Here is a 17,363-nt window from a genome sequence, read left to right as displayed (position 1 = left end):
CAGGAAACGGCAGAACGCCTGCTGAAGACAGGACTAGTCAGCTACGAAAGCGACGTGTCCCGCCTGGTTAAAGTCGGGCTGACTCAGGGGCAATTCGATGCTCTGGTGTCGTTCACGTATAACCTCGGCGCCAGGTCATTGTCGACATCGACTCTTCTGCGAAAACTCAACGCCGGTGATTACGCTGGCGCAGCCGATGAGTTCCTGCGCTGGAATAAAGCTGGTGGCAAAGTCCTGAACGGGCTGACCCGTCGCCGGGAGGCAGAGCGCGCTCTGTTCCTGTCGTGATTAGCGCACTGGTTAAGCGTTACTGGCTGCAGTTGCTTGTGGTGGCGGTAATCGGCGTGCTGGCGTTCTTCATGAACCACTACCGCGACAATGCCATCACCTACAAAGACCAGCGCGACAAAGCCACTGAACAGCTCAGCCTGGCGAACGCCACCATCAAAGACATGCAGACCCGTCAGCGTGATGTCGCTGCGCTGGATGCCAAATACACGAAGGAATTGTCCGATGCGAAAAAAACCATTAACGATTTGCGTCGGGATGTCGATTCTGGCGCTAAACGGCTGCGCATCGCCGCAACCTGCCCTGGAGTGTCAAAAACCACCTCCGCCGCCGGCGTGGATGATGCAGGAACCCCCGAACTTACTCCAGACGCTCGACGGAATTATTTCGATCACCGGGACGGAGTCGCAACCGCTGACAAAATGATTCGCGGCATGCAGGACTACATCAAAGAGCAGTGCTTAAAGTGAGGTAATCATGGCATTAGAAGGTAGTCAAAACCCATCCAAGTTTCGTGAGGAATGGGATAAGCAGACCGAAAATAAGTAGTTCGTTACAGAAGCTCTTCACTGAGGGGCTTCGATAATGATCTGTGTAACCCCGCAAGGATGGTGATCACATCTTGCTGACGGGTAAGCCGTAAGTGGCTAAGCACTTCTGAGAAGCAGGGCAACAGCTGCGATACGTGGAGAACGAAATGGCTACCGTCTACAGAATCACAATCACCAAAAAATCCAAAGAGTCCTTTACGGGGCTCATGACCAGAAGCCAGCCAGAGATCGTCAATGGTTTTGTCGCACTGGCAATGGATGACGGCAAATGGCGCTACTTCAGCCAGGACAGCATTGATGACTTCCTGTTTGAACCCGTAGAACAGCCAGAAGAACAAACAACGGAGTAACGAATGAGCAAACCGGACTGGGAGGCCATCGAGACGGCGTACCGGGCCGGAGTGATGTCCCTCCGAGAAATAGCATCACAGCACGGTATCAGCGAAGGCGCTATTCGTAAGCGTGCCAAGCGTGACGACTGGTCGCGTGACCTCAATGCGAAGATTCAGCAAAAGGCTGATGATCTGGTACGCAAACGGGAGGTACGCAAACAGGTACGCAACGAAAGCACTTTGACCGAACGCGTACTGATAGAGGCGACTGCCGAGGTGATTGCCACGGTACGCATGGAGCACCGGGGAGATATCCGCCGGGCTCGCGAACTGACCAACATTCTATTCGATGAGTTGGCTGGAGAGTGTGGCGATGTGGTCGCGCTTGAGATGCTCGGTGACCTGATGCGATCTCCAGACGACAAGGGTATGGATAAGCTCAACGATCTGTACCACAAAATAATCAGCCTGCCTTCCCGTGTTAAATCCATGAAAGACCTGAGTGACAGCCTGAAGACGCTGATCGGCCTCGAGCGTGAGGCGTACAGCATCGAGAATAAGGCGGAAACGAAAGAGGTAACGCATAACGTCATGCTGGTCCCAACCAGTGACAGCGTCGATGACTGGGAAGCGGCAGCGCAGAAACAACAGGGCGGGGTGCTCGGTGGATGAATTACAAAGCTGTATGGAAGCCTCTGCCTGGATCGCAGTCTCTGGCGCTGAGCTGCCCGTGTAACGAAATTCTGTTCGAAGGCACTCGTGGACCGGGTAAAACCGCTGCGCAGTTAGCCAGGTTCCGGCGCAATGTCGGTGTGGGTTATGGCTCGTTCTGGCGCGGCGTCATCTTCGACACCGAATATAAGAATCTTGCCGATATCATCACTCAGTCGAAGCGTATGTTTCGCCTGTTCAACGACGGCGCACGCTATTTGTCATCTGCGAGCGAATTGCGATGGGTGTGGCCAACGGGCGAGGAGCTTCTCTTCCGCTTTGGCAAAGAGGCAGACGACTACTGGGATTTCCACGGTCAGGAATTCCCGTTTATCGGCTTTAACGAGCTGACGAAACAGCAGTCTCCAGAGTTCTACGAAATGATGTTCTCCTGCCGACGTTCATCGTTCAGGCCGGAAAACTACCCGCTGGAGAATGGCAAGTTACTGAGGCCGATCCCGCTGGAGACGTTCAGCACGACCAACCCGTTTGGCATCGGACATACCTGGGTGAAGAAACGCTTCATTGAGCCGGCGCCGCGTGGAACCGTACAGCGCGACAGGCAGATGGTATTCAACCCCCAGACAGAGCGAGAAGAGGAAATCACGCTGACCCGCGTGGCCATCCACGGATCGTTTAAAGAGAACCCGTACCTCGACCCGCAGTACATCGCGACGCTGATGGCAATCAAAGACCCTAACCGACGCAAAGCGTGGGTAGATGGCTCCTGGGATGTGACCAGTGGCGGGAGATTTGACCACCTCTGGAATGAATCGCTGCACGTCATTAAGCCATTCCGCATACCGGATAGCTGGACAGTTGACCGCTCCCATGACTGGGGTGAGTCGAAGCCGTTCTCTAACCTCTGGTGGGCGCAGGCTGATGGCACTGCCGCTGAGCTGCCAGATGGTCGACAGTTCTGCCCGCCGGCAGGTTCGATAATCCTGATCGGAGAATGGTACGGCTGCCCGCCTGACGAGTTGAACAAAGGCCTGAATATGTCATCCACCAACGTCGCGAAAGGCGTGGCGTGGATTGACAAGCGGCTGGTGGGCGAAGACGTCGACGAGCCGGAAGAGATACAAATCGACGGCGTCACGCAGGGCCAGCTAAACATTGTTCCGGGAATATGCTCGGAAGTTATCCCGGGCCCGGCTGATAGCGCCATTTTCAATACCGGTGACGATGAGTTGTCGATCGGACAGAAGATGGAAAATCAGGGTGTCGAATGGCTTGAAGCCAACAAGAAGCCAGGCTCTCGAGTTAACGGGGCCTCAGTCTTCGCCGACATGCTTGAGGCGGTGATTGAAGGTAAGAAGCTGGAATCTGGTATCCCTGAGAAGCCTGCCTTTTACGTTTTCGAGCATTGTCGTGGCTGGATTAGCCGCATACCAGTACTGGTACGCGACAGCAAAAACCCGGACGACGTAGATACCCAGCAGGAAGACCACGACTGGGATGCAACCCGTTACCGTGTGCTGCACTCACCTCGCCGTTCAGGGGCGATATTCTTCACATAAGGACAACTCAGTGAGTAACGATACAGAAATGCAAGTCCTCGCTGGGCTGATTGTGAATAGCCTCAACGAGGTATCGCGATCTCGACAGCTTTATGCGGCTGGCTTCAATAAATCAGGTAACACCAAGCGACACCACCTGTGGTGCGAATTTGGCTATCCGGAGCGCCTCGACTTCGACCACTTCTACAACATGTATGAGCGTAACGGCGCGGCGTTCGGCGCGGTGCATAAGTTGCTCGATGCATGCTGGACTGATACCCCGGTGATCGTCGACGGCGATGAGACGAAGAAGTCGAAGAAGTCGACGCCGTGGGAAAAGAAAGTCACCAAACTCATGAAGAAGCATTGGGCGAAAGTGAAGGATGCAGATCGGCGCAACCTGGTCGGGCATTACTCAGCACTTATCCTCCAGTTTGCAGACAGCAAGGAGTGGTGGGAGCCAGTCGATCGCAGCGTGATGCGTAATTCTCGCGAGCGCGGCTTGGTCAAGATGATCCCCGCATGGGAAGCGCAGGTTAAACCCGGTGAGCTTGAGCAGGACCAAAAGTCTCCAGACTACGGCATGCCGAAGTTCTACTATTTCCAGGAACAGCAGGTCGGCGATAACGGAAATATTTCCGGGCCGATGCGGTCTATTAAGATCCACCCTGAGCGCATCATCATGTTTTGCGAAGGGTCAGAAGACGAGACTTCACTGGCTGGCATTCCTTTCTTGCGTGCTGGTTATAACGATCTGCTCGACATGGCAAAGACCTCCGGTGGTAGTGCCGAGGGCTTCCTGAAAAACGCCAGCAGGCAGCTCGGCATTAACATGTCGAAGGATACAAACCTCAAGACCATTATCGACGAGGCGAAGAAAGCTGGTTACTCAGGACTGGCTGAGGCGCTGAACGCCGCCATCCAGAAACTGAACTCAGGTACTGATTCGGCACTGGTTACTCAGGACGGAGAGGCTAAGGTTCTGTCTGTGGCTGCTGCCGACCCGAGCCCTACATGGACGGTCAGTGCAAATCAGTTCTCTTCATCCGTACAGATACCTTTCACCATTACTTTTGGTCAGCAAACGGGCCGTCTGGCCTCCGATCAAGATAAGAACGACTTTGCTAAGCGGTGCAATGGACGTCGTGCTGGATTCCAGACTGGCCGTGTAACCGCTGTTATCGAACGCCTATGGACCGTGGAAGTTATCGAACCACCTAAATCTGGCGAAATCACGTTAACCTGGTCTGATCTGCTCGCTCCAAGTGAGAAAGAGAAGATTGCCAACATGAAGGAAATGGCTGCGGTTGCGAAGGATACCCAGCAAGCCTACGGCACACCAGCTGTTGATGAGAACGAGGTCAGGGAAGCGGGAGAACTTGAGCCGCGTGATGATATTAAGCCGCCTGACCCAAATGAAAAGGTAACGACCGATGATCCTCTTTCCGATGACACCGGAGCAAAAGACGAAAGTCGGGACACCGGTAGTTCCGCGCAGCAAGGTTGACCCGACACGATCGGCAAAACAGGTAACCGCGATGTTCCGGGATATCGAAGAGCGATATCTCGGTATCAAGCGCGCGCTGAAAGTTCTTCTCGACCAGCGCCTTACCGGGCGAGAGCGTGAGGTTAACAGCCATAACTGGCATTTCCTGTGCCACGACAACGGCGCTGATGTGCGACTCTACCAGGTTAACGCCGGCAAGTTCATCTACGACATGTCGGCGCGGGAACTGGCTGACCTGCTGGAAGCGGTGCAGGGCATTCTCGACGATTACCTGCTGGAGGGTGGCGAGCAAAACCTCTGGGCGATGGATTACGTCGTCGCAGAAGCGCAGCGCGGCACGCTGGAGGCCTTCAACAACCTCTCACAGCAGTCGCAGGTGTATGCCAGTCAGACGACGCTACAGCAGCTTTTAAACAGCCCCGGTTATCTTAACCAGATATCGGCGGCCAGGCTGACAACGTTCAGCGACTGGAAAGTCATCAGTGACACCGCTCGAGGCGACCTGACCAACATCATCACCGATGCAGTAGCGCGCGGGGTGTCACCAAGAGATACCGCCCAGGTTATTAGTAAACGCCTGGACGTAAGTATGTACAAAGCCAAAACGATAGCTCAAACGGAGCAAGTTGGAGCCTTAAGGCAGGCGCAGCGCAATGAGGTTGATTGGGCAAAAGAACGCCTGGGGCTGAACACTGCGATATTGTGGATTTCCGCACTTAAACCGACCACCAGGATGACTCATGGGGCAAGGCACGGGAAAACGTACACCACTGATGAGGTTGCAGAGTTCTATTCGAAGGATGGCAACTCCTATAACTGTTACTGTGCCAATATCCCTTGCCTGCTTGACGATGAAGGCAAACTTTACAATGAAGGTCTTGCCGAGAAATTAAGTAAAGAGCGGAGTAATTGGAAGTCATCCGAAAAGTAATTTGGTAAAATATACCTGCTGGATAGGGCGGCCACCCGAAAAGTCCTGCGCTCAGGACCTTCCAGCACCATCATGAGCGAACTAATGGAGCGATTAGTTATGAATTCGAAACCAGCGCCAAGCGCAGAGTTTTTACGTGAATGCTTTTCTTACAATCCAGATACTGGAGAGTTGTTTTGGAATGCAAGGCCAGTCAGTCACTTTAAATCAGAGAACGCATGTTCAGCATGGAATGGGCGATATGCAAATAAGCCCTGTGGGTGCATTAGGCCAGATGGCTATGTAAAAATCTCCGTTAACAAAGTGAGCTATTTGGCTCATAGAGTTATATGGAAGATGATTACCGGTACTGATAGCGAATTCACCGACCATATCAATGGCATTAAAAGTGATAACAGATTGGCAAACCTCCGTGATGTAACCATGACTGAAAACAACAGAAACATGATTGGAGGGTTGGCATCTGGGAATAACTTTATCGGCGTGTATTGGCATCAACAGCGAAGCAAATGGATGGCTAGAATTCGCTGCGATGACTCAGAGCGGTATATTGGAATTTACGATGATATAAAAATTGCCGTCCTTGCCTATAACGCCGAATGTGAAAGGGTTCATGGCGAATACGGTAAGCGCAAGATAGAACATAATCTAAGTAAGCTCCGAGAGATGGGGCTGATATAAACCCAAATAGGTCGCTTAGGCGGCCTTTTTTAATGCCTGAAATCCACCAATGAGGCCCATATGAGCGGCGTTTATTTCGAATCAAAGCGACTCGGTGATATCTCATGCACGCACGTTAAGATCGGCGGCGTCGAAGCGATGATGAAGCAGGTAGGTGATCGTAAAGTCATCAAATCACAAGGGCGAGGCAACGTGCGCCAGGTAAAAGCCATCATCAGAGAATTACATAAAGCCATTCAATAAGAGGACGCAACGTGCAGCTATCCAGCATCCACGTTAAATCCTTGGCAATTAACGCCTCCAATATTTCCACGACAACAATCAACGGTCAGGAACACTACGTCATTCGTGGCGCGGTTCCCATCGTCGATGACATTGTCATGAATGGTGGGCTTTATCCTGCTGAGGAGATTAACAACAGCTACCAGACGATGGAGCGCAAGTTAATGCCGATCGGCCACCCGATGGTGAACGGTAAATACGTCAGCGCCAACGACCCGCAGGCGGTCAACGATTACTACGCCGGGGCATGGGCTCAGAACGTCAGCAAGGCCAACGACAAAGTCGTGATGGACGTTTACGTCAATAAGGCTGTGGCTGACACCAAGCCTGACGGGAAACGCCTTATTCAGCGCCTGGACGACATGATTTCCGGCAATAACGCCGACCCGATTCATGTTTCTACCGGTCTGCTGCTGAACAAAGAGCAAAAGGCAGGTGAGTCGAAGCAGAAGAAATACTCCTGGGTCGCTCACAACATGCAGTTCGACCACATCGCGATCCTGCTCGACGAGCCCGGCGCCGGGACGCCAGATGAAGGTGTCGGCATGTTCGTTAACGCTGACGGGCAGGAGGCAGATGTTGAATCGACAAGCCTCATCGATGCCGCCAACAGCATGAAAGACGGCTGGTGGAACAAGGTGAAATTCTTCATCAGCAACGCTTCAGAGATGTCCTTCGACGACATCTACCAGGCGCTGCGCATGTCCATCAAGCAGGACGACAAAAAGTGGCGCTACGTCGTCAGTGTCTGGCCTGACCATTTCGTTTACGAAGAGGATGGCGAAAACGCCAAGCCGAAGCTCTTCGACCAGAAGTACCTCATCTCTGACAAGGTCGTAACGCTTGTCGGCGATCCAGTAGAAGTCGTGCGCAAACCAACTGAGTACGAAGTCAAAACCAACGGAGAAACAAACCCGATGAAAGAGAAGATGATCGCCGCGCTCAATGCCGCAGGCGTTAAAACCGAGGGGCTGACCGACGATCAGGTCTGGGATGCCTACAACCAACAGATGAAGAAGAAAGAAGGTGGCGGCGACCCGGGCCAGGCTCAGATTAACTCCGACGCTATTACTGCCGCAGTGAATCTGGCACTGAAGCCGCTTACCGATGAAATCAGTACGCTGAAATCTCAGCTGCAGGCGAACGCAGAAAGCGACCTGAAAACCAAGCGCGATGCGGTTAAAGCGAAATTCTCGTTCATGAGTGAAGCGGCGATCAACTCGCTGGCTGGCGACGCGCTGAACGACTTGTACTCACAGTGCCAGACCAGCACCGGTCTGAACCCTGCATTCCAGGGAAATGGCGCTCAGAGTGAAATCCTTAACATGGAGGCACCTGAATAATGGCTCTCGCACCTCGTTTCCATACCGTAATCGCGGGCCCGGCCCGTAAGAATGACCCGCAGGTCATTGAAGCAATCATGGCGGCGGCCGTGAAGCCCGGCTCACTGGTGATGCTCGACAGCTCCGGGAAACTGGCGGTTCACAATGTCGCTGGTGGTGCAGGCGTTGCTCTGGCTCTTCAGCACAACTATATCGGCGGTGGTGACATACGCGACTCGGTTCCTGCAGGTGATACCGGCGCGGCCATCATGTGCGAAGACGATGTGGATTACCACATGCTGGTTAAAGCTGGCGAAGCGTTGCTGGAAAACGAAGGCCTGGTTTCTGCCGGTGACGGCACGCTGGCCAAGTCAACCACACCAGCCACCGACCAGGTCCTCTTTTATTCACGCGAAAAAATCACCGTTGGCGCTGAAGCTCAGCTCGTGAAAGTTCGCAAATCAGGGAAAGCAACCGCATGAGCATGATCGTATTTAACAAAAAGCTGATCACCGAGCATAACCAGGTGAAGCAGGCGTGGAATCAGCTGCTGATGCAGCGTGAATCCTTCAATATTAACCAGGGAACTATTGCTGCCCAGTACGGCGGCGCGCTGGAAGTTAACCAGGCCGCGCTGATCTCCAAAGACTACTGGCGTGAAGTGGACAACATCACCACCCGAGTCTTCCGTAATGACGAAGGCAACGGCCTGCTGGATGATTTGCTCGGTCTAGGTACGCCGATTTCTATCGGCAAGACTGCTGCGCTGTATCGCGTTTCCAGTGATGCTGGCAAGGTTCATCGTTCACTGACGGGCCACGTGCCAGAAGAACTGGATAAAGTCATCTACGACGAAGCTGGTGACCCAATCCCGATCTTCAACACCGGCTACAGCCGTGAATGGCGTGAGTGGAACGGCATGCAGTCCGAAAACCTTGACGCAATGGCAGATGACCAGGAAGCGCACGTTGCAGCCATCCGCGAGGATATGGCCGACTACATGCTTTCAGGTGACGCGAAAGTGAAGGTGAAGGGCTATGTCGGCGCAGGTATTACCAACCACGCCAACACCAACCAAGTGGATCTGAGCGCATCCGGTCTGAACATCGACCTGACCACAGCCACGCCTGACCAGATGGTCGCATTCTTCACCGGCCCGTTCGCTAAGCTTCTGGACGATAACTACGTGCAGGAGAAGGTGAAGGTGTGGGTGTCGCCTGACATCATGCGCAACATGAGCAAACCGTATTCCTCCGCTGCCGGCTTCAAAGAAGGCACTGTGCTGGAGTACATCCTTCGCTACGGCCGTATCGAGTCTGTTAACCAGACCTTTAAGCTGACGGGTAACCACTTCATCGCGTATGTGCGCAATTCGCAGTACATCAAGACGCGCATTGCCGCGCCGGTGGGCACCTTCATGATCCCGCGCCAGAATCCGTTCGACAACTACAACTCCCTGGTCTGGAGTGCTGTCGGTCTGCAGATTAAGCGCGATTTCAACGGTCGTTCTAAAGTGTTCAACGCACAGGGTTAAGGGGCTTCGGCCCCTTTTCTTCGGGAGAGAGCATGAAAAAGTTAAAAGTCGAGAAGGCTGGTTGTTGGGGAACAATTAACGGCGTATTCCAGCAACTGCCGGTGGGCCATGAGTTCGTTACGGTTGCTGTGCCACCTGCTTTCGCTGGCCGCGTCTCGGTCATTGGCGAAGTTGAAGAGCAGGAGCTTGAAGTTGCCACCCCTGGTGCTGACGATAAACCTGCAGAGCAGGCAGAGCAGGCAGAGCAGGCAGAGCAGGCAGAGCAGGCAGACACCACCGCTAAATCGAAAAAGGCGAAATAACCATGGCTGACCCAATCACAGCGGCAGACGTGCAGGCGTTCCTCGGTGAGTTGGGTTACTCAGGAGGGTATAAAACATGGCTGTAGTGCAGATAACGGCGGCGCAGGTTAAACAGCAGTTGTCTGCGCTTGGCTATACCACCGTTCCTGACTTCATGATCGACGCCTACCTGTGCAAGCTGGCGAAGATAGAACCCTGCCTGATTGCCGCCGGTTACGACGATTGCGATCTGATGCTCATCCAAGTGTACGCAGTCACCTTGATGGCTCTGACGGCGTACACGCAGCGGATTAAGTCGCAGGGCGCTCCGTCCGGTGCCTCTCGCTCGTTTGACTACGGCGAGAGCGTGCTCAACATGCGTGACGCGCTGCTGGCGCTGGATACGTCTGGCTGTACATCAGGATTACCCATTGATGTCGGTCAGAAAGTAGGGTTGTTTCTCGTTGTTGGTGGGTGTTAGTGCTGATAAAATATCCACGCGGCTAGGCTGATCACCGAAAGCAGAGATCGTAGACTCTGTTGCCGCAACCTCAATCTACGCGACCTTGCTACGAGGGTTACATGGATATCTGCACAGAAAAAAATCTTCCTGTGGACTACCTGCGAAAGCTGCTTGATTACGATGCACTTACTGGCGTTGTTAAATGGAAGCCCCGCGCTTTAGAGCATTTCAAAAGCGAGCGAGATTCTAAAATTTGGAACACTCGCTATGCTGGCACTGTTGTAGGGGTTCAGAATCGCAGGGGATACCTGGTATTCAAGCTTAATAAGCGATGCTACAGGCTTCATCGTGTTGTCTGGGCGATTCACTACAATGAGCACCCAGAAATCTTTATCGACCACATTAACGGTGATAAGCGGGATAACAGGATATCCAATCTGCGTCTCGTCGATGCTGAGGGTAATGCCAGAAATCGTAAAACTCCTTCGTCAAATTCATCTGGGATTATCGGCGTTAGGTGGGATAAGCGATATGGAACCTGGAAAAGCACCATTGGCGATGAAGGAGAGGATGTGTCTCTTGGCTCATTCGATAACCTTCTTGATGCCGCTGCGGCAAGAAAATCAGCAGAGGTGAGGTTCGGTTATCACCGAAACCATGGCAGATAACAAGACTTCAAACGACCAACCGCCTCCGGGCGGTTTTTTATTGGGCGCAATTCATGAACTGGAAATCAGTTAAGCACGGCCTGCCACGCTCATTCACCCGCGTCTGGGTGATGACCGATACCGGGCGGGAGACTACCGGCTACGTGAAATCGGACGGCGAGTGGCATATCAACTGCCCGCGCATCCGGGCGACTGGCGCCAAGGTGATGAGGTGGAAAGAATGAAGCGAGGCGGGTTACTGAAAAACAGCAGACTTTATCGTGTTGGCGAAGTCGTTATGGACTCTTGCATCCCACCGACCGCCATTAAGCGCAGTGAGCAACTTAAAGGCCAGGGAGGAAACGTAACGGTTGTCCTGCGCTGGAAGGAGGGCTGATGTCGAGCATTGCTTCGTGGAGCTATACAGCCACTGCAACCGTCTGGCGCAAACAGAACGGTGTGACCGACGAATACGGCGATCCAGTTAATGGGTACGCCGCACCTGAAGTAATCATGTGCGATTACGAAGGCGGTTTGTCAAAGCGTATCGGCAGCCTTGGCGCTGAAATCGTCGTTAAGAACACCGTCTGGACAGAGTTCGCGCTGGCGTCCGCCGGTGATTATCTGCTGATTGGCGAATCGACCGAAGCGGACCCGGTTGTCGCTGGTGCCGACGAGGTGCGGCAGGTTATCCGCTACGCCGACACGTTCGAGCGACTAGCGGATGACTATGCAATTTTGACAGGCATCTAGCCATGGGTATCAAAGTTAAAGGTATCGATCAGACCATTGCTAAGTTGAACCGCATGATTGGTGACGTTAAAAGCGTACGCATCATCCGGGCTTTGTACCTGGCATCCGAACAGGTTCTTGAGTCAGCTGCTGTGATAACGCCAATAGACACATCAACCCTCGTTAACTCTCGGTTTATCGATTTTGATTCAAGCGGCAATCGAATTACGGCAAAGGTTGGGTTTTCAGCCTCGTATGCAGCCTATGTTCATGATGCACCAGGCAAGTTGAAGGGCCAACCAAGGGCGCACTTCGGCACCACCAGATCAGGCAAGCAGTTTGGTGGTGGGACAGAGCAAGGCGTTTATTGGGGGCCTGGGGGCGAGCCGCAATTCCTGAAAAAAGCTTTTGAACAGGTTAAGCCACGAATCCCTGAAATTATTGCAAAAGGCATGAAGAAATGACCCCACCAATGGCCGACCGAGTACGTTCAATGCTGGTTTCTGCCGGACTTACGACGGCCTTTACCTGTCAGAGTTTTTTCTGGGATGACAGTGGCAATAAGTCTGAGGCATTCATGGTCTTTAAGCCAGCTGGAGGGGGCATACTCCGTCAGGATGAAGGTGGAACATACATGGTTCAACTGGATGTGATCAGTGCCATTAATGAGGACCGCAAAGCGAATACCGCAGCTATGAGCATTATTGATTACGTACAGGCTAATCCTATTGCGGACCCCTGCATCGGATACATCGAGTCCTACGGTATGCCTCAACCAATGCTAACAGCAGAGGGGCGGGCGGTATTTTCGCTGCGCTTCCGCTGCGTATACGGCGAATAACCCTATCCACAACCATCAGGCTGCCATCCGGTGGCCTTTTTTATTTGAGAGGTACACATGCAAGGCTGTGCTAATGATTTTGGCAAGCTGATCGGGAAAGTAGCTGTGCTACGCATGGCCTTTGGCTGCCCCGACGCAGTGCCATCGCTTTCTGAATGGAAGCGTCTCGGCGCGATGACCACGAAAGGTTTCGATTACTCAATGAATACAGTCAGCTCTGAGGCTGATGATTCAAAGGGTCTGGTTGAAAACCTGGTCAACAACATGGACTTTACAGTCTCCGGTGACGGCGAGTTCCGCAAGAACGATAAGTCTGTAGAGATTGGCGCGATCCACATGTCGAAATACATTTTCGATGAAGTGCAGGCTGGCCGTCAGCCAACCGTCTGGGTTCGTTTTGATTTTGCCGGGGAAGACGCTGGCACTTATATCATGGGGTATTTCAACACCACCTCGTGGTCAGGTGACTTCGGAACCAGTGATATTTCAACTTTCTCCGGTGAGTGGAAAGTCTACGATGCCGACACGGTTGTGTTTGAGATCGCTGGAGATGCGCTCGCCTTCACAACCAACCTTCCTTCAACGAAAACCGTTGCGACTGGATCGGCGCTCAACATCAGCGTAGCTGTTACAGGCGGTACAGCTCCGTATACGTATGTCTGGAAAAAAGATGGCTCAGCAGTGAGCGGTCAGACTACAGCGACGTTCAACAAGGCGAGCGCAGTCTCGGGTGATGCTGGTTCATATACCTGTGAAGTTACCGACTCTGCTGGCACGCCAGTAAAAATCACTTCAAACGCCTGCGCTGTCACTGTCAGCTAATGGCTATTCCAAAGGGCAGCGTGCTGCCCTTGATAATAATCATTAAGGCAAGAGCATGATCCCGTTAACAGACATTGGTGAGGTTGTCCTTTCAAGCCGAAAGGATGGCGAGAAAGAGTACCTTCTAAGGCCATCATTCGCTGCAATGACCAGAATCGGTTCGCCGGAAGAGATCGTTGCGGCATACGCAACCATCCATGGCAGTGATGTGCAAAACCTGATTGCAGCATGCGCTTCTAATCTTGGGCGTCTTCCTGAGTGGCTATCACCACAACTTTATCGCATGGCTGAAAAGATCCTTTCTGTTTCCATGCAGGTGGTTCAGGCGTGCTGTGAAGATGATTTAACCCCGATCATAGGGGAGTGGAAAGGGTGGTCAAGATACATAGTTTACCGGCCCGGCGCGCTAAGCCGTAATGACATTATTGTCATCGCCCAACACCTAATGTCCCATGGCGTTATAGGTAAAGCCAAGGTCAGGAAGTTGCAGCGGCATGAAACCAACTCGACAACAACAGCATTCAACGCCATTGAGTATATCAATGCTGCCCGCACTCATTTCGAAATGACGCGTGAAGATGCCGCGCACCTGACGATGACGGAGTTTGCGCTGCTTCTGAACGCGAAATATCCAGACCAGAAAGGGCTGACTCGAGAGGAATACGACGCAGTAATGGATGATGACGAGCGTCGCTGGCAAGAAAAAATGATGCGCGAACAGCAAGAACGGTCAATGAAGTAGTAGCTAACGTATCCATGGAGAACAGCAATGTCGGAAAATTTAGGTGGTATTGATATCACCATCGCATTGGATACCGCTCAACTTCTTGACGGTGCCAAGGATGTGCAGAACGCGCTGAGTCAGATAGACAGTTCATCAAAAAAGACTGGCCAAGAACTCGATGGGCTTGATAACAGCACGTCTCAAACAGGGTCCGCGTTTACTGAGCTTGCTGGTTACGCCAACTCCATGGACAACCAGCTGCGCAAGCTGAACACCAACGTGAGCGGAATCGCCCGCGCAATGGAAGAGGCCCGCAGCGGTACCGGCGGTGCTAGCAGTGAATTCAGCCGTGCCGAATCCATCATCGAGGCGCTGGGTAACCAGTTGGCTGTGCTGGACGAAGCGCAGGAGAATGGCGCGCGTAGTGCCGCAGTCCTGGCTGCACAGTTGCGTGCAGGGTCGAAAGCCACCGACGAAGAAAAACAGAAGATCGGCGAGCTTACTGGTCGCCTGTATGACATGAAGACTGGCGTTGAAAATGGCGCGAAGGGCACTGGAAACTGGAAAACCAGCATGCAGCAGGCCGGGTACCAGGTTCAGGACTTCATCGTACAGGTGCAGGGCGGGCAGTCTGCGCTGGTGGCGTTTGCTCAACAGGGCTCGCAACTAGCTGGCGCATTCGGACCTGGCGGCGCGGTGGTTGGCGCCATAATCGCGCTTGGTTCGGTACTGGCAGGCGTGCTGATTACTTCGCTGAATGGCGGTAAGAACGCCATGGATGCGCTGAAAGACGCAGCTGAAGCGATGGATAAGGTGATCACCATTTCATCGCAAGGTGTGGCCGCACTTTCAGACAAATATGCCGCCCTGGCGCGCGTAAATGCCGACGTAGCTACTTTGCTGAGAAATCAGGCGCTGCTCGAGTATAACCAGGCCATCTCAAAGATTCCGAAGGCCATTAGTGACGCGTCTGATGCTTTCATCACTTTAGGTGATCGCGCACTGGCGGCGGTGGGCGGTGCTTCGCCAAGCATCAAGAAATTCAACGATGAGCTGTCAGCTCTTGGCGTAACCACCACTGACTGGAGTCAGGCCATTCAACAGGCCAACAGCCAGGGACAATATGCCTCAGGTATTGTTAACTCGCTTTCTGCAACGGTGAGCACCCTTTCATCACGCCTCGGCATCAGCAAGCAATCAGCGTTTGATCTGGCAAGAGAACTATCAGATCTGAGCAATAACCCGTCTCCGGAAGCACTTCAGGAACTGGCGAAAAAACTCCAGGAAATGCAGTCCTCATCCAAAGATGGGCAGTCAGCTATTGCTGAACTGGCAGGTAAGCTTGTTGATCTGGCAAGAGAGGCAGCCAACGCGAAGATCAACGTAGACAGCCTGAATAATTCCACGGATAACCTTACCGCCGGACAGAAGAACCTGATCAAACAGTCTGAGCGTAACCTGGCACTATCGAAGCTCCAGGGTGAGGCTCGCGCACGGTTGCAGGCTCAATATGCTGCCGAAGATGCCGGATTCGCTAAGGATGATCCGCACGCCAAACAGATGGAAGATGATGCTGCTGCTACGTACAAAAATACGCAGGCGCAGAAGACGCTTCAGTCTGAGCAGAAGAAGGGGGCTTCCCAGGCTGATTCTATTGCCCAGAAGCTGGCGAACCTCAAGCAGCAATCGGAGCTTGCCGCTGACTCAACGAATAAGCTGAGCCGTGAGCAGGCCATCCTCGCTGCACAGCAGTCGCTAGGGAAAGGCGCAACCAAAGAGCAAATAGCTCTTGCCGGTCAGTATGCGGCTAAGAAATGGGATACAGCCAACGCTATTAAGGCAGAAGCTGCAGCGCAGAAGCTACTCCCTGAAGCGGCTGAGAACGCCAGTTACAAACAGGATGTTGAGGACCTGAATACGGCGCTGGCTGCGAAGAAAATCAGCCAGGAGCAATATAACCAGACCTCAGAAAGACTGGCGGCAACTCACCAGGCAAACCTCGCAAAAATCCGCGCGCAGCAGGCGGTGACGCCACAGCAAGAGGCAGTTGCACAGATTGATCCAGTGCAGCAATTAGCTAATCAGCACGCACAGCAACTGGCCCTTATCCAACAGTTCGAGCAGCAGGGGTTATTAGCTCACCAGAATGCATTAGCCCTTAAAAATGCTGCCGATACGCAGTATGAGCAGCAAAGAACCGCTGCACAATGGGAGCTTCTTAGCCAGCAGAGCCTGGGGTACAGCATGCTGACAAGTGCAGTAGATGCGTTTTCAGGTAATGCATCTAATGCGTTAACCGGGCTGATCACCGGAACGATGTCAGCGCAGGATGCTATGCGCTCACTCGGTAACACGATGCTGAATAGCGTGGTAAATGCGCTAGTCCAGGTTGGGATAGAGGCTCTCAAAAACTTCATTATCGGTCAGACATTGGGCGCAGCTTCTACCGCTGCTTCTGTCGGTATGGCTACCACGACGGCGGCCGCATGGGCTCCAGCCGCAGCGCTGGCCAGCCTGGCATCCTTTGGCGCAAACTCAGCGCCTGCGATGGCTGGTATTGCATCTACCGTTGGGCTTGCTCAAGGGCTGGCTTTGGCTGGGGCCAGATACAATGGCGGACCTGTGTCAGCGGGAAGCATGTATCAGGTCGGTGAGCGAGGGAAGCCGGAGATTTACCAGGCCAGTACCGGTAAGCAGTACATGATACCGGGCGACAACGGCAAGGTGATCAGCAACAAGGATATGCAAGGCGGGAGTGGTGTAATAATCAACAATATCGTGCAGAATTACACCTCTGCTACCGTTGATTCTCAGGGAACTGTGAACTCAGATGGTAGTATTACCCTCACTACAATTATCGCGGATTTGAATAATGGCGGCCCGATAAGTCAGGGTATAACCAGTAATTTCAACGTGAAAAGAACCCCGAACGGTCAGGGATAAGGAGATTTACGTGGTAATTGAGCCGGGCGAAGTGCATTCAATACCAACTGAGATAGGTAAACCACACAGGATACGCCCGAACAGGGCGGTCGAGTTTGTGTTTACTCTAAGTGATGGATCAACAATCAAGGGAATAACGCCTGCTGGGGAAGAGCTGGAATTTACCAATAATGGCGAAATCGTAGACATAAAAATCAATATCTACGAGGCACCAACCGGGCCCCGGCTTGTTGATTAAGCAAACCCGCTCCGGCGGGTTTTTTAATGCCTGG

The 17,363-nt window shown here is 53.0% G+C and carries 22 protein-coding genes and 1 pseudogene; all 23 read left to right on the top strand.

The annotated features are described in order from the left end of the window. Positions 1-288: lysozyme (locus tag ADJ24_RS18920; protein ID WP_048703364.1), on the top strand; the 288-nt coding region annotated here is incomplete at its 5' end. Beyond that, complete coding sequence (locus ADJ24_RS18915; RefSeq protein ID WP_048703361.1) at positions 285-758, top strand: lysis protein; 474 nt, start codon at positions 285-287, stop codon at positions 756-758. The genes ADJ24_RS18920 and ADJ24_RS18915, both read left to right, overlap by 4 nt. 227 nt (positions 759-985) lie before the next feature. After that, positions 986-1,189 carry a hypothetical protein gene (locus ADJ24_RS18910; protein ID WP_048703358.1) on the top strand — a complete coding sequence of 68 codons (204 nt, stop codon included), beginning with the start codon at positions 986-988 and terminating at the stop codon, positions 1,187-1,189. 3 nt (positions 1,190-1,192) lie between these two features. Then, positions 1,193-1,843 (top strand): hypothetical protein, encoded by a 651-nt coding sequence (locus ADJ24_RS18905; protein WP_048703355.1) that lies wholly within the window; start codon positions 1,193-1,195, stop codon positions 1,841-1,843. Beyond that, a complete protein-coding gene (locus tag ADJ24_RS18900; protein WP_048703352.1) occupies positions 1,840-3,402 on the top strand; it encodes a terminase in 1,563 nt (520 codons plus the stop codon). The genes ADJ24_RS18905 and ADJ24_RS18900 overlap by 4 nt, the downstream gene beginning before the upstream one ends. 28 nt (positions 3,403-3,430) lie before the next feature. Beyond that, positions 3,431-4,888 (top strand): DUF1073 domain-containing protein, encoded by a 1,458-nt coding sequence (locus tag ADJ24_RS18895; RefSeq protein ID WP_048703373.1) that lies wholly within the window; start codon positions 3,431-3,433, stop codon positions 4,886-4,888. Beyond that, positions 4,815-5,819, top strand: a complete 1,005-nt coding sequence (locus ADJ24_RS18890) for a phage minor head protein (RefSeq protein WP_063860977.1) — start codon at positions 4,815-4,817, stop codon at positions 5,817-5,819. Before ADJ24_RS18895 ends, ADJ24_RS18890 begins: the two co-directional genes overlap by 74 nt. A 99-nt stretch (positions 5,820-5,918) precedes the next feature. After that, complete coding sequence (locus ADJ24_RS24845; protein ID WP_160311367.1) at positions 5,919-6,500, top strand: HNH endonuclease; 582 nt, start codon at positions 5,919-5,921, stop codon at positions 6,498-6,500. A 60-nt stretch (positions 6,501-6,560) separates the two neighbouring features. Beyond that, positions 6,561-6,743, top strand: coding sequence for a hypothetical protein (locus ADJ24_RS18880; protein ID WP_032671056.1), 183 nt, complete (start codon positions 6,561-6,563; stop codon positions 6,741-6,743). An 11-nt stretch (positions 6,744-6,754) separates the two neighbouring features. Further along, a complete protein-coding gene (locus tag ADJ24_RS18875; RefSeq protein ID WP_048703339.1) occupies positions 6,755-8,125 on the top strand; it encodes a hypothetical protein in 1,371 nt (456 codons plus the stop codon). Then, a complete protein-coding gene (locus ADJ24_RS18870; protein WP_048703336.1) occupies positions 8,125-8,586 on the top strand; it encodes a hypothetical protein in 462 nt (153 codons plus the stop codon). The genes ADJ24_RS18875 and ADJ24_RS18870 overlap by 1 nt, the downstream gene beginning before the upstream one ends. Beyond that, complete coding sequence (locus ADJ24_RS18865; protein ID WP_048703333.1) at positions 8,583-9,638, top strand: major capsid protein; 1,056 nt, start codon at positions 8,583-8,585, stop codon at positions 9,636-9,638. Before ADJ24_RS18870 ends, ADJ24_RS18865 begins: the two co-directional genes overlap by 4 nt. A 32-nt stretch (positions 9,639-9,670) precedes the next feature. Then, the gene (locus ADJ24_RS18860) at positions 9,671-9,940 is read left to right on the top strand and encodes a hypothetical protein (RefSeq protein ID WP_048703329.1); all 270 of its coding nucleotides are present in this window, start codon (positions 9,671-9,673) and stop codon (positions 9,938-9,940) included. Between the two features lie 2 nt (positions 9,941-9,942). Next, positions 9,943-10,400, top strand: a pseudogene (locus ADJ24_RS18855) (DUF7370 family protein). Between the two features lie 101 nt (positions 10,401-10,501). Then, entirely contained in the window at positions 10,502-11,050 is a 549-nt protein-coding gene (locus ADJ24_RS18850) for an HNH endonuclease (protein ID WP_023306304.1), read from the top strand. A gap of 53 nt (positions 11,051-11,103) precedes the next feature. Then, positions 11,104-11,274: a hypothetical protein gene (locus tag ADJ24_RS18845; RefSeq protein WP_045889161.1), complete on the top strand. Its 171-nt coding sequence runs from the start codon at positions 11,104-11,106 to the stop codon at positions 11,272-11,274. 151 nt (positions 11,275-11,425) lie between these two features. Next, positions 11,426-11,782 carry a hypothetical protein gene (locus ADJ24_RS18840; RefSeq protein ID WP_045889160.1) on the top strand — a complete coding sequence of 119 codons (357 nt, stop codon included), beginning with the start codon at positions 11,426-11,428 and terminating at the stop codon, positions 11,780-11,782. 2 nt (positions 11,783-11,784) lie between these two features. Beyond that, complete coding sequence (locus ADJ24_RS18835; RefSeq protein WP_045889159.1) at positions 11,785-12,225, top strand: hypothetical protein; 441 nt, start codon at positions 11,785-11,787, stop codon at positions 12,223-12,225. Continuing rightward, on the top strand, positions 12,222-12,602 hold the full coding sequence (locus ADJ24_RS18830; protein WP_045889158.1) for a phage tail termination protein: 381 nt from the start codon (positions 12,222-12,224) through the stop codon (positions 12,600-12,602). Before ADJ24_RS18835 ends, ADJ24_RS18830 begins: the two co-directional genes overlap by 4 nt. Positions 12,603-12,659: 57 nt before the next feature. Next, positions 12,660-13,424, top strand: a complete 765-nt coding sequence (locus ADJ24_RS18825) for an immunoglobulin domain-containing protein (RefSeq protein WP_045889157.1) — start codon at positions 12,660-12,662, stop codon at positions 13,422-13,424. A 55-nt stretch (positions 13,425-13,479) separates the two neighbouring features. Continuing rightward, the gene (locus ADJ24_RS18820) at positions 13,480-14,166 is read left to right on the top strand and encodes a DUF6246 family protein (RefSeq protein ID WP_045889156.1); all 687 of its coding nucleotides are present in this window, start codon (positions 13,480-13,482) and stop codon (positions 14,164-14,166) included. 27 nt (positions 14,167-14,193) lie between these two features. Further along, positions 14,194-17,091 carry a tail protein (tape measure) gene (locus ADJ24_RS18815; protein ID WP_048703324.1) on the top strand — a complete coding sequence of 966 codons (2,898 nt, stop codon included), beginning with the start codon at positions 14,194-14,196 and terminating at the stop codon, positions 17,089-17,091. A 10-nt stretch (positions 17,092-17,101) separates the two neighbouring features. Beyond that, on the top strand, positions 17,102-17,329 hold the full coding sequence (locus ADJ24_RS18810; RefSeq protein ID WP_045344834.1) for a hypothetical protein: 228 nt from the start codon (positions 17,102-17,104) through the stop codon (positions 17,327-17,329). Positions 17,330-17,363 lie beyond the last annotated feature (34 nt).

Origin of the sequence: Enterobacter sp. 940_PEND (genome assembly GCF_001059415.1) — a bacterium.
Classification (GTDB): domain Bacteria; phylum Pseudomonadota; class Gammaproteobacteria; order Enterobacterales; family Enterobacteriaceae; genus Enterobacter; species Enterobacter cloacae_M.
The sequence above is the reverse complement of the archived record's forward strand: the minus strand, read 5'-3'. Positions and strand labels throughout refer to the sequence as shown.

Coding starts and splice junctions, on each gene's coding strand:
- ADJ24_RS18910 (WP_048703358.1), top strand. CDS start 986: ATGGCTACCGTCTACAGAATCACAATCACCAAAAAATCCAAAGAGTCC.
- ADJ24_RS18905 (WP_048703355.1), top strand. CDS start 1,193: ATGAGCAAACCGGACTGGGAGGCCATCGAGACGGCGTACCGGGCCGGA.
- ADJ24_RS18900 (WP_048703352.1), top strand. CDS start 1,840: ATGAATTACAAAGCTGTATGGAAGCCTCTGCCTGGATCGCAGTCTCTG.
- ADJ24_RS18895 (WP_048703373.1), top strand. CDS start 3,431: ATGCAAGTCCTCGCTGGGCTGATTGTGAATAGCCTCAACGAGGTATCG.
- ADJ24_RS18890 (WP_063860977.1), top strand. CDS start 4,815: ATGATCCTCTTTCCGATGACACCGGAGCAAAAGACGAAAGTCGGGACA.
- ADJ24_RS24845 (WP_160311367.1), top strand. CDS start 5,919: ATGAATTCGAAACCAGCGCCAAGCGCAGAGTTTTTACGTGAATGCTTT.
- ADJ24_RS18880 (WP_032671056.1), top strand. CDS start 6,561: ATGAGCGGCGTTTATTTCGAATCAAAGCGACTCGGTGATATCTCATGC.
- ADJ24_RS18870 (WP_048703336.1), top strand. CDS start 8,125: ATGGCTCTCGCACCTCGTTTCCATACCGTAATCGCGGGCCCGGCCCGT.
- ADJ24_RS18865 (WP_048703333.1), top strand. CDS start 8,583: ATGAGCATGATCGTATTTAACAAAAAGCTGATCACCGAGCATAACCAG.
- ADJ24_RS18860 (WP_048703329.1), top strand. CDS start 9,671: ATGAAAAAGTTAAAAGTCGAGAAGGCTGGTTGTTGGGGAACAATTAAC.
- ADJ24_RS18850 (WP_023306304.1), top strand. CDS start 10,502: ATGGATATCTGCACAGAAAAAAATCTTCCTGTGGACTACCTGCGAAAG.
- ADJ24_RS18845 (WP_045889161.1), top strand. CDS start 11,104: ATGAACTGGAAATCAGTTAAGCACGGCCTGCCACGCTCATTCACCCGC.
- ADJ24_RS18840 (WP_045889160.1), top strand. CDS start 11,426: ATGTCGAGCATTGCTTCGTGGAGCTATACAGCCACTGCAACCGTCTGG.
- ADJ24_RS18835 (WP_045889159.1), top strand. CDS start 11,785: ATGGGTATCAAAGTTAAAGGTATCGATCAGACCATTGCTAAGTTGAAC.
- ADJ24_RS18830 (WP_045889158.1), top strand. CDS start 12,222: ATGACCCCACCAATGGCCGACCGAGTACGTTCAATGCTGGTTTCTGCC.
- ADJ24_RS18825 (WP_045889157.1), top strand. CDS start 12,660: ATGCAAGGCTGTGCTAATGATTTTGGCAAGCTGATCGGGAAAGTAGCT.
- ADJ24_RS18820 (WP_045889156.1), top strand. CDS start 13,480: ATGATCCCGTTAACAGACATTGGTGAGGTTGTCCTTTCAAGCCGAAAG.
- ADJ24_RS18815 (WP_048703324.1), top strand. CDS start 14,194: ATGTCGGAAAATTTAGGTGGTATTGATATCACCATCGCATTGGATACC.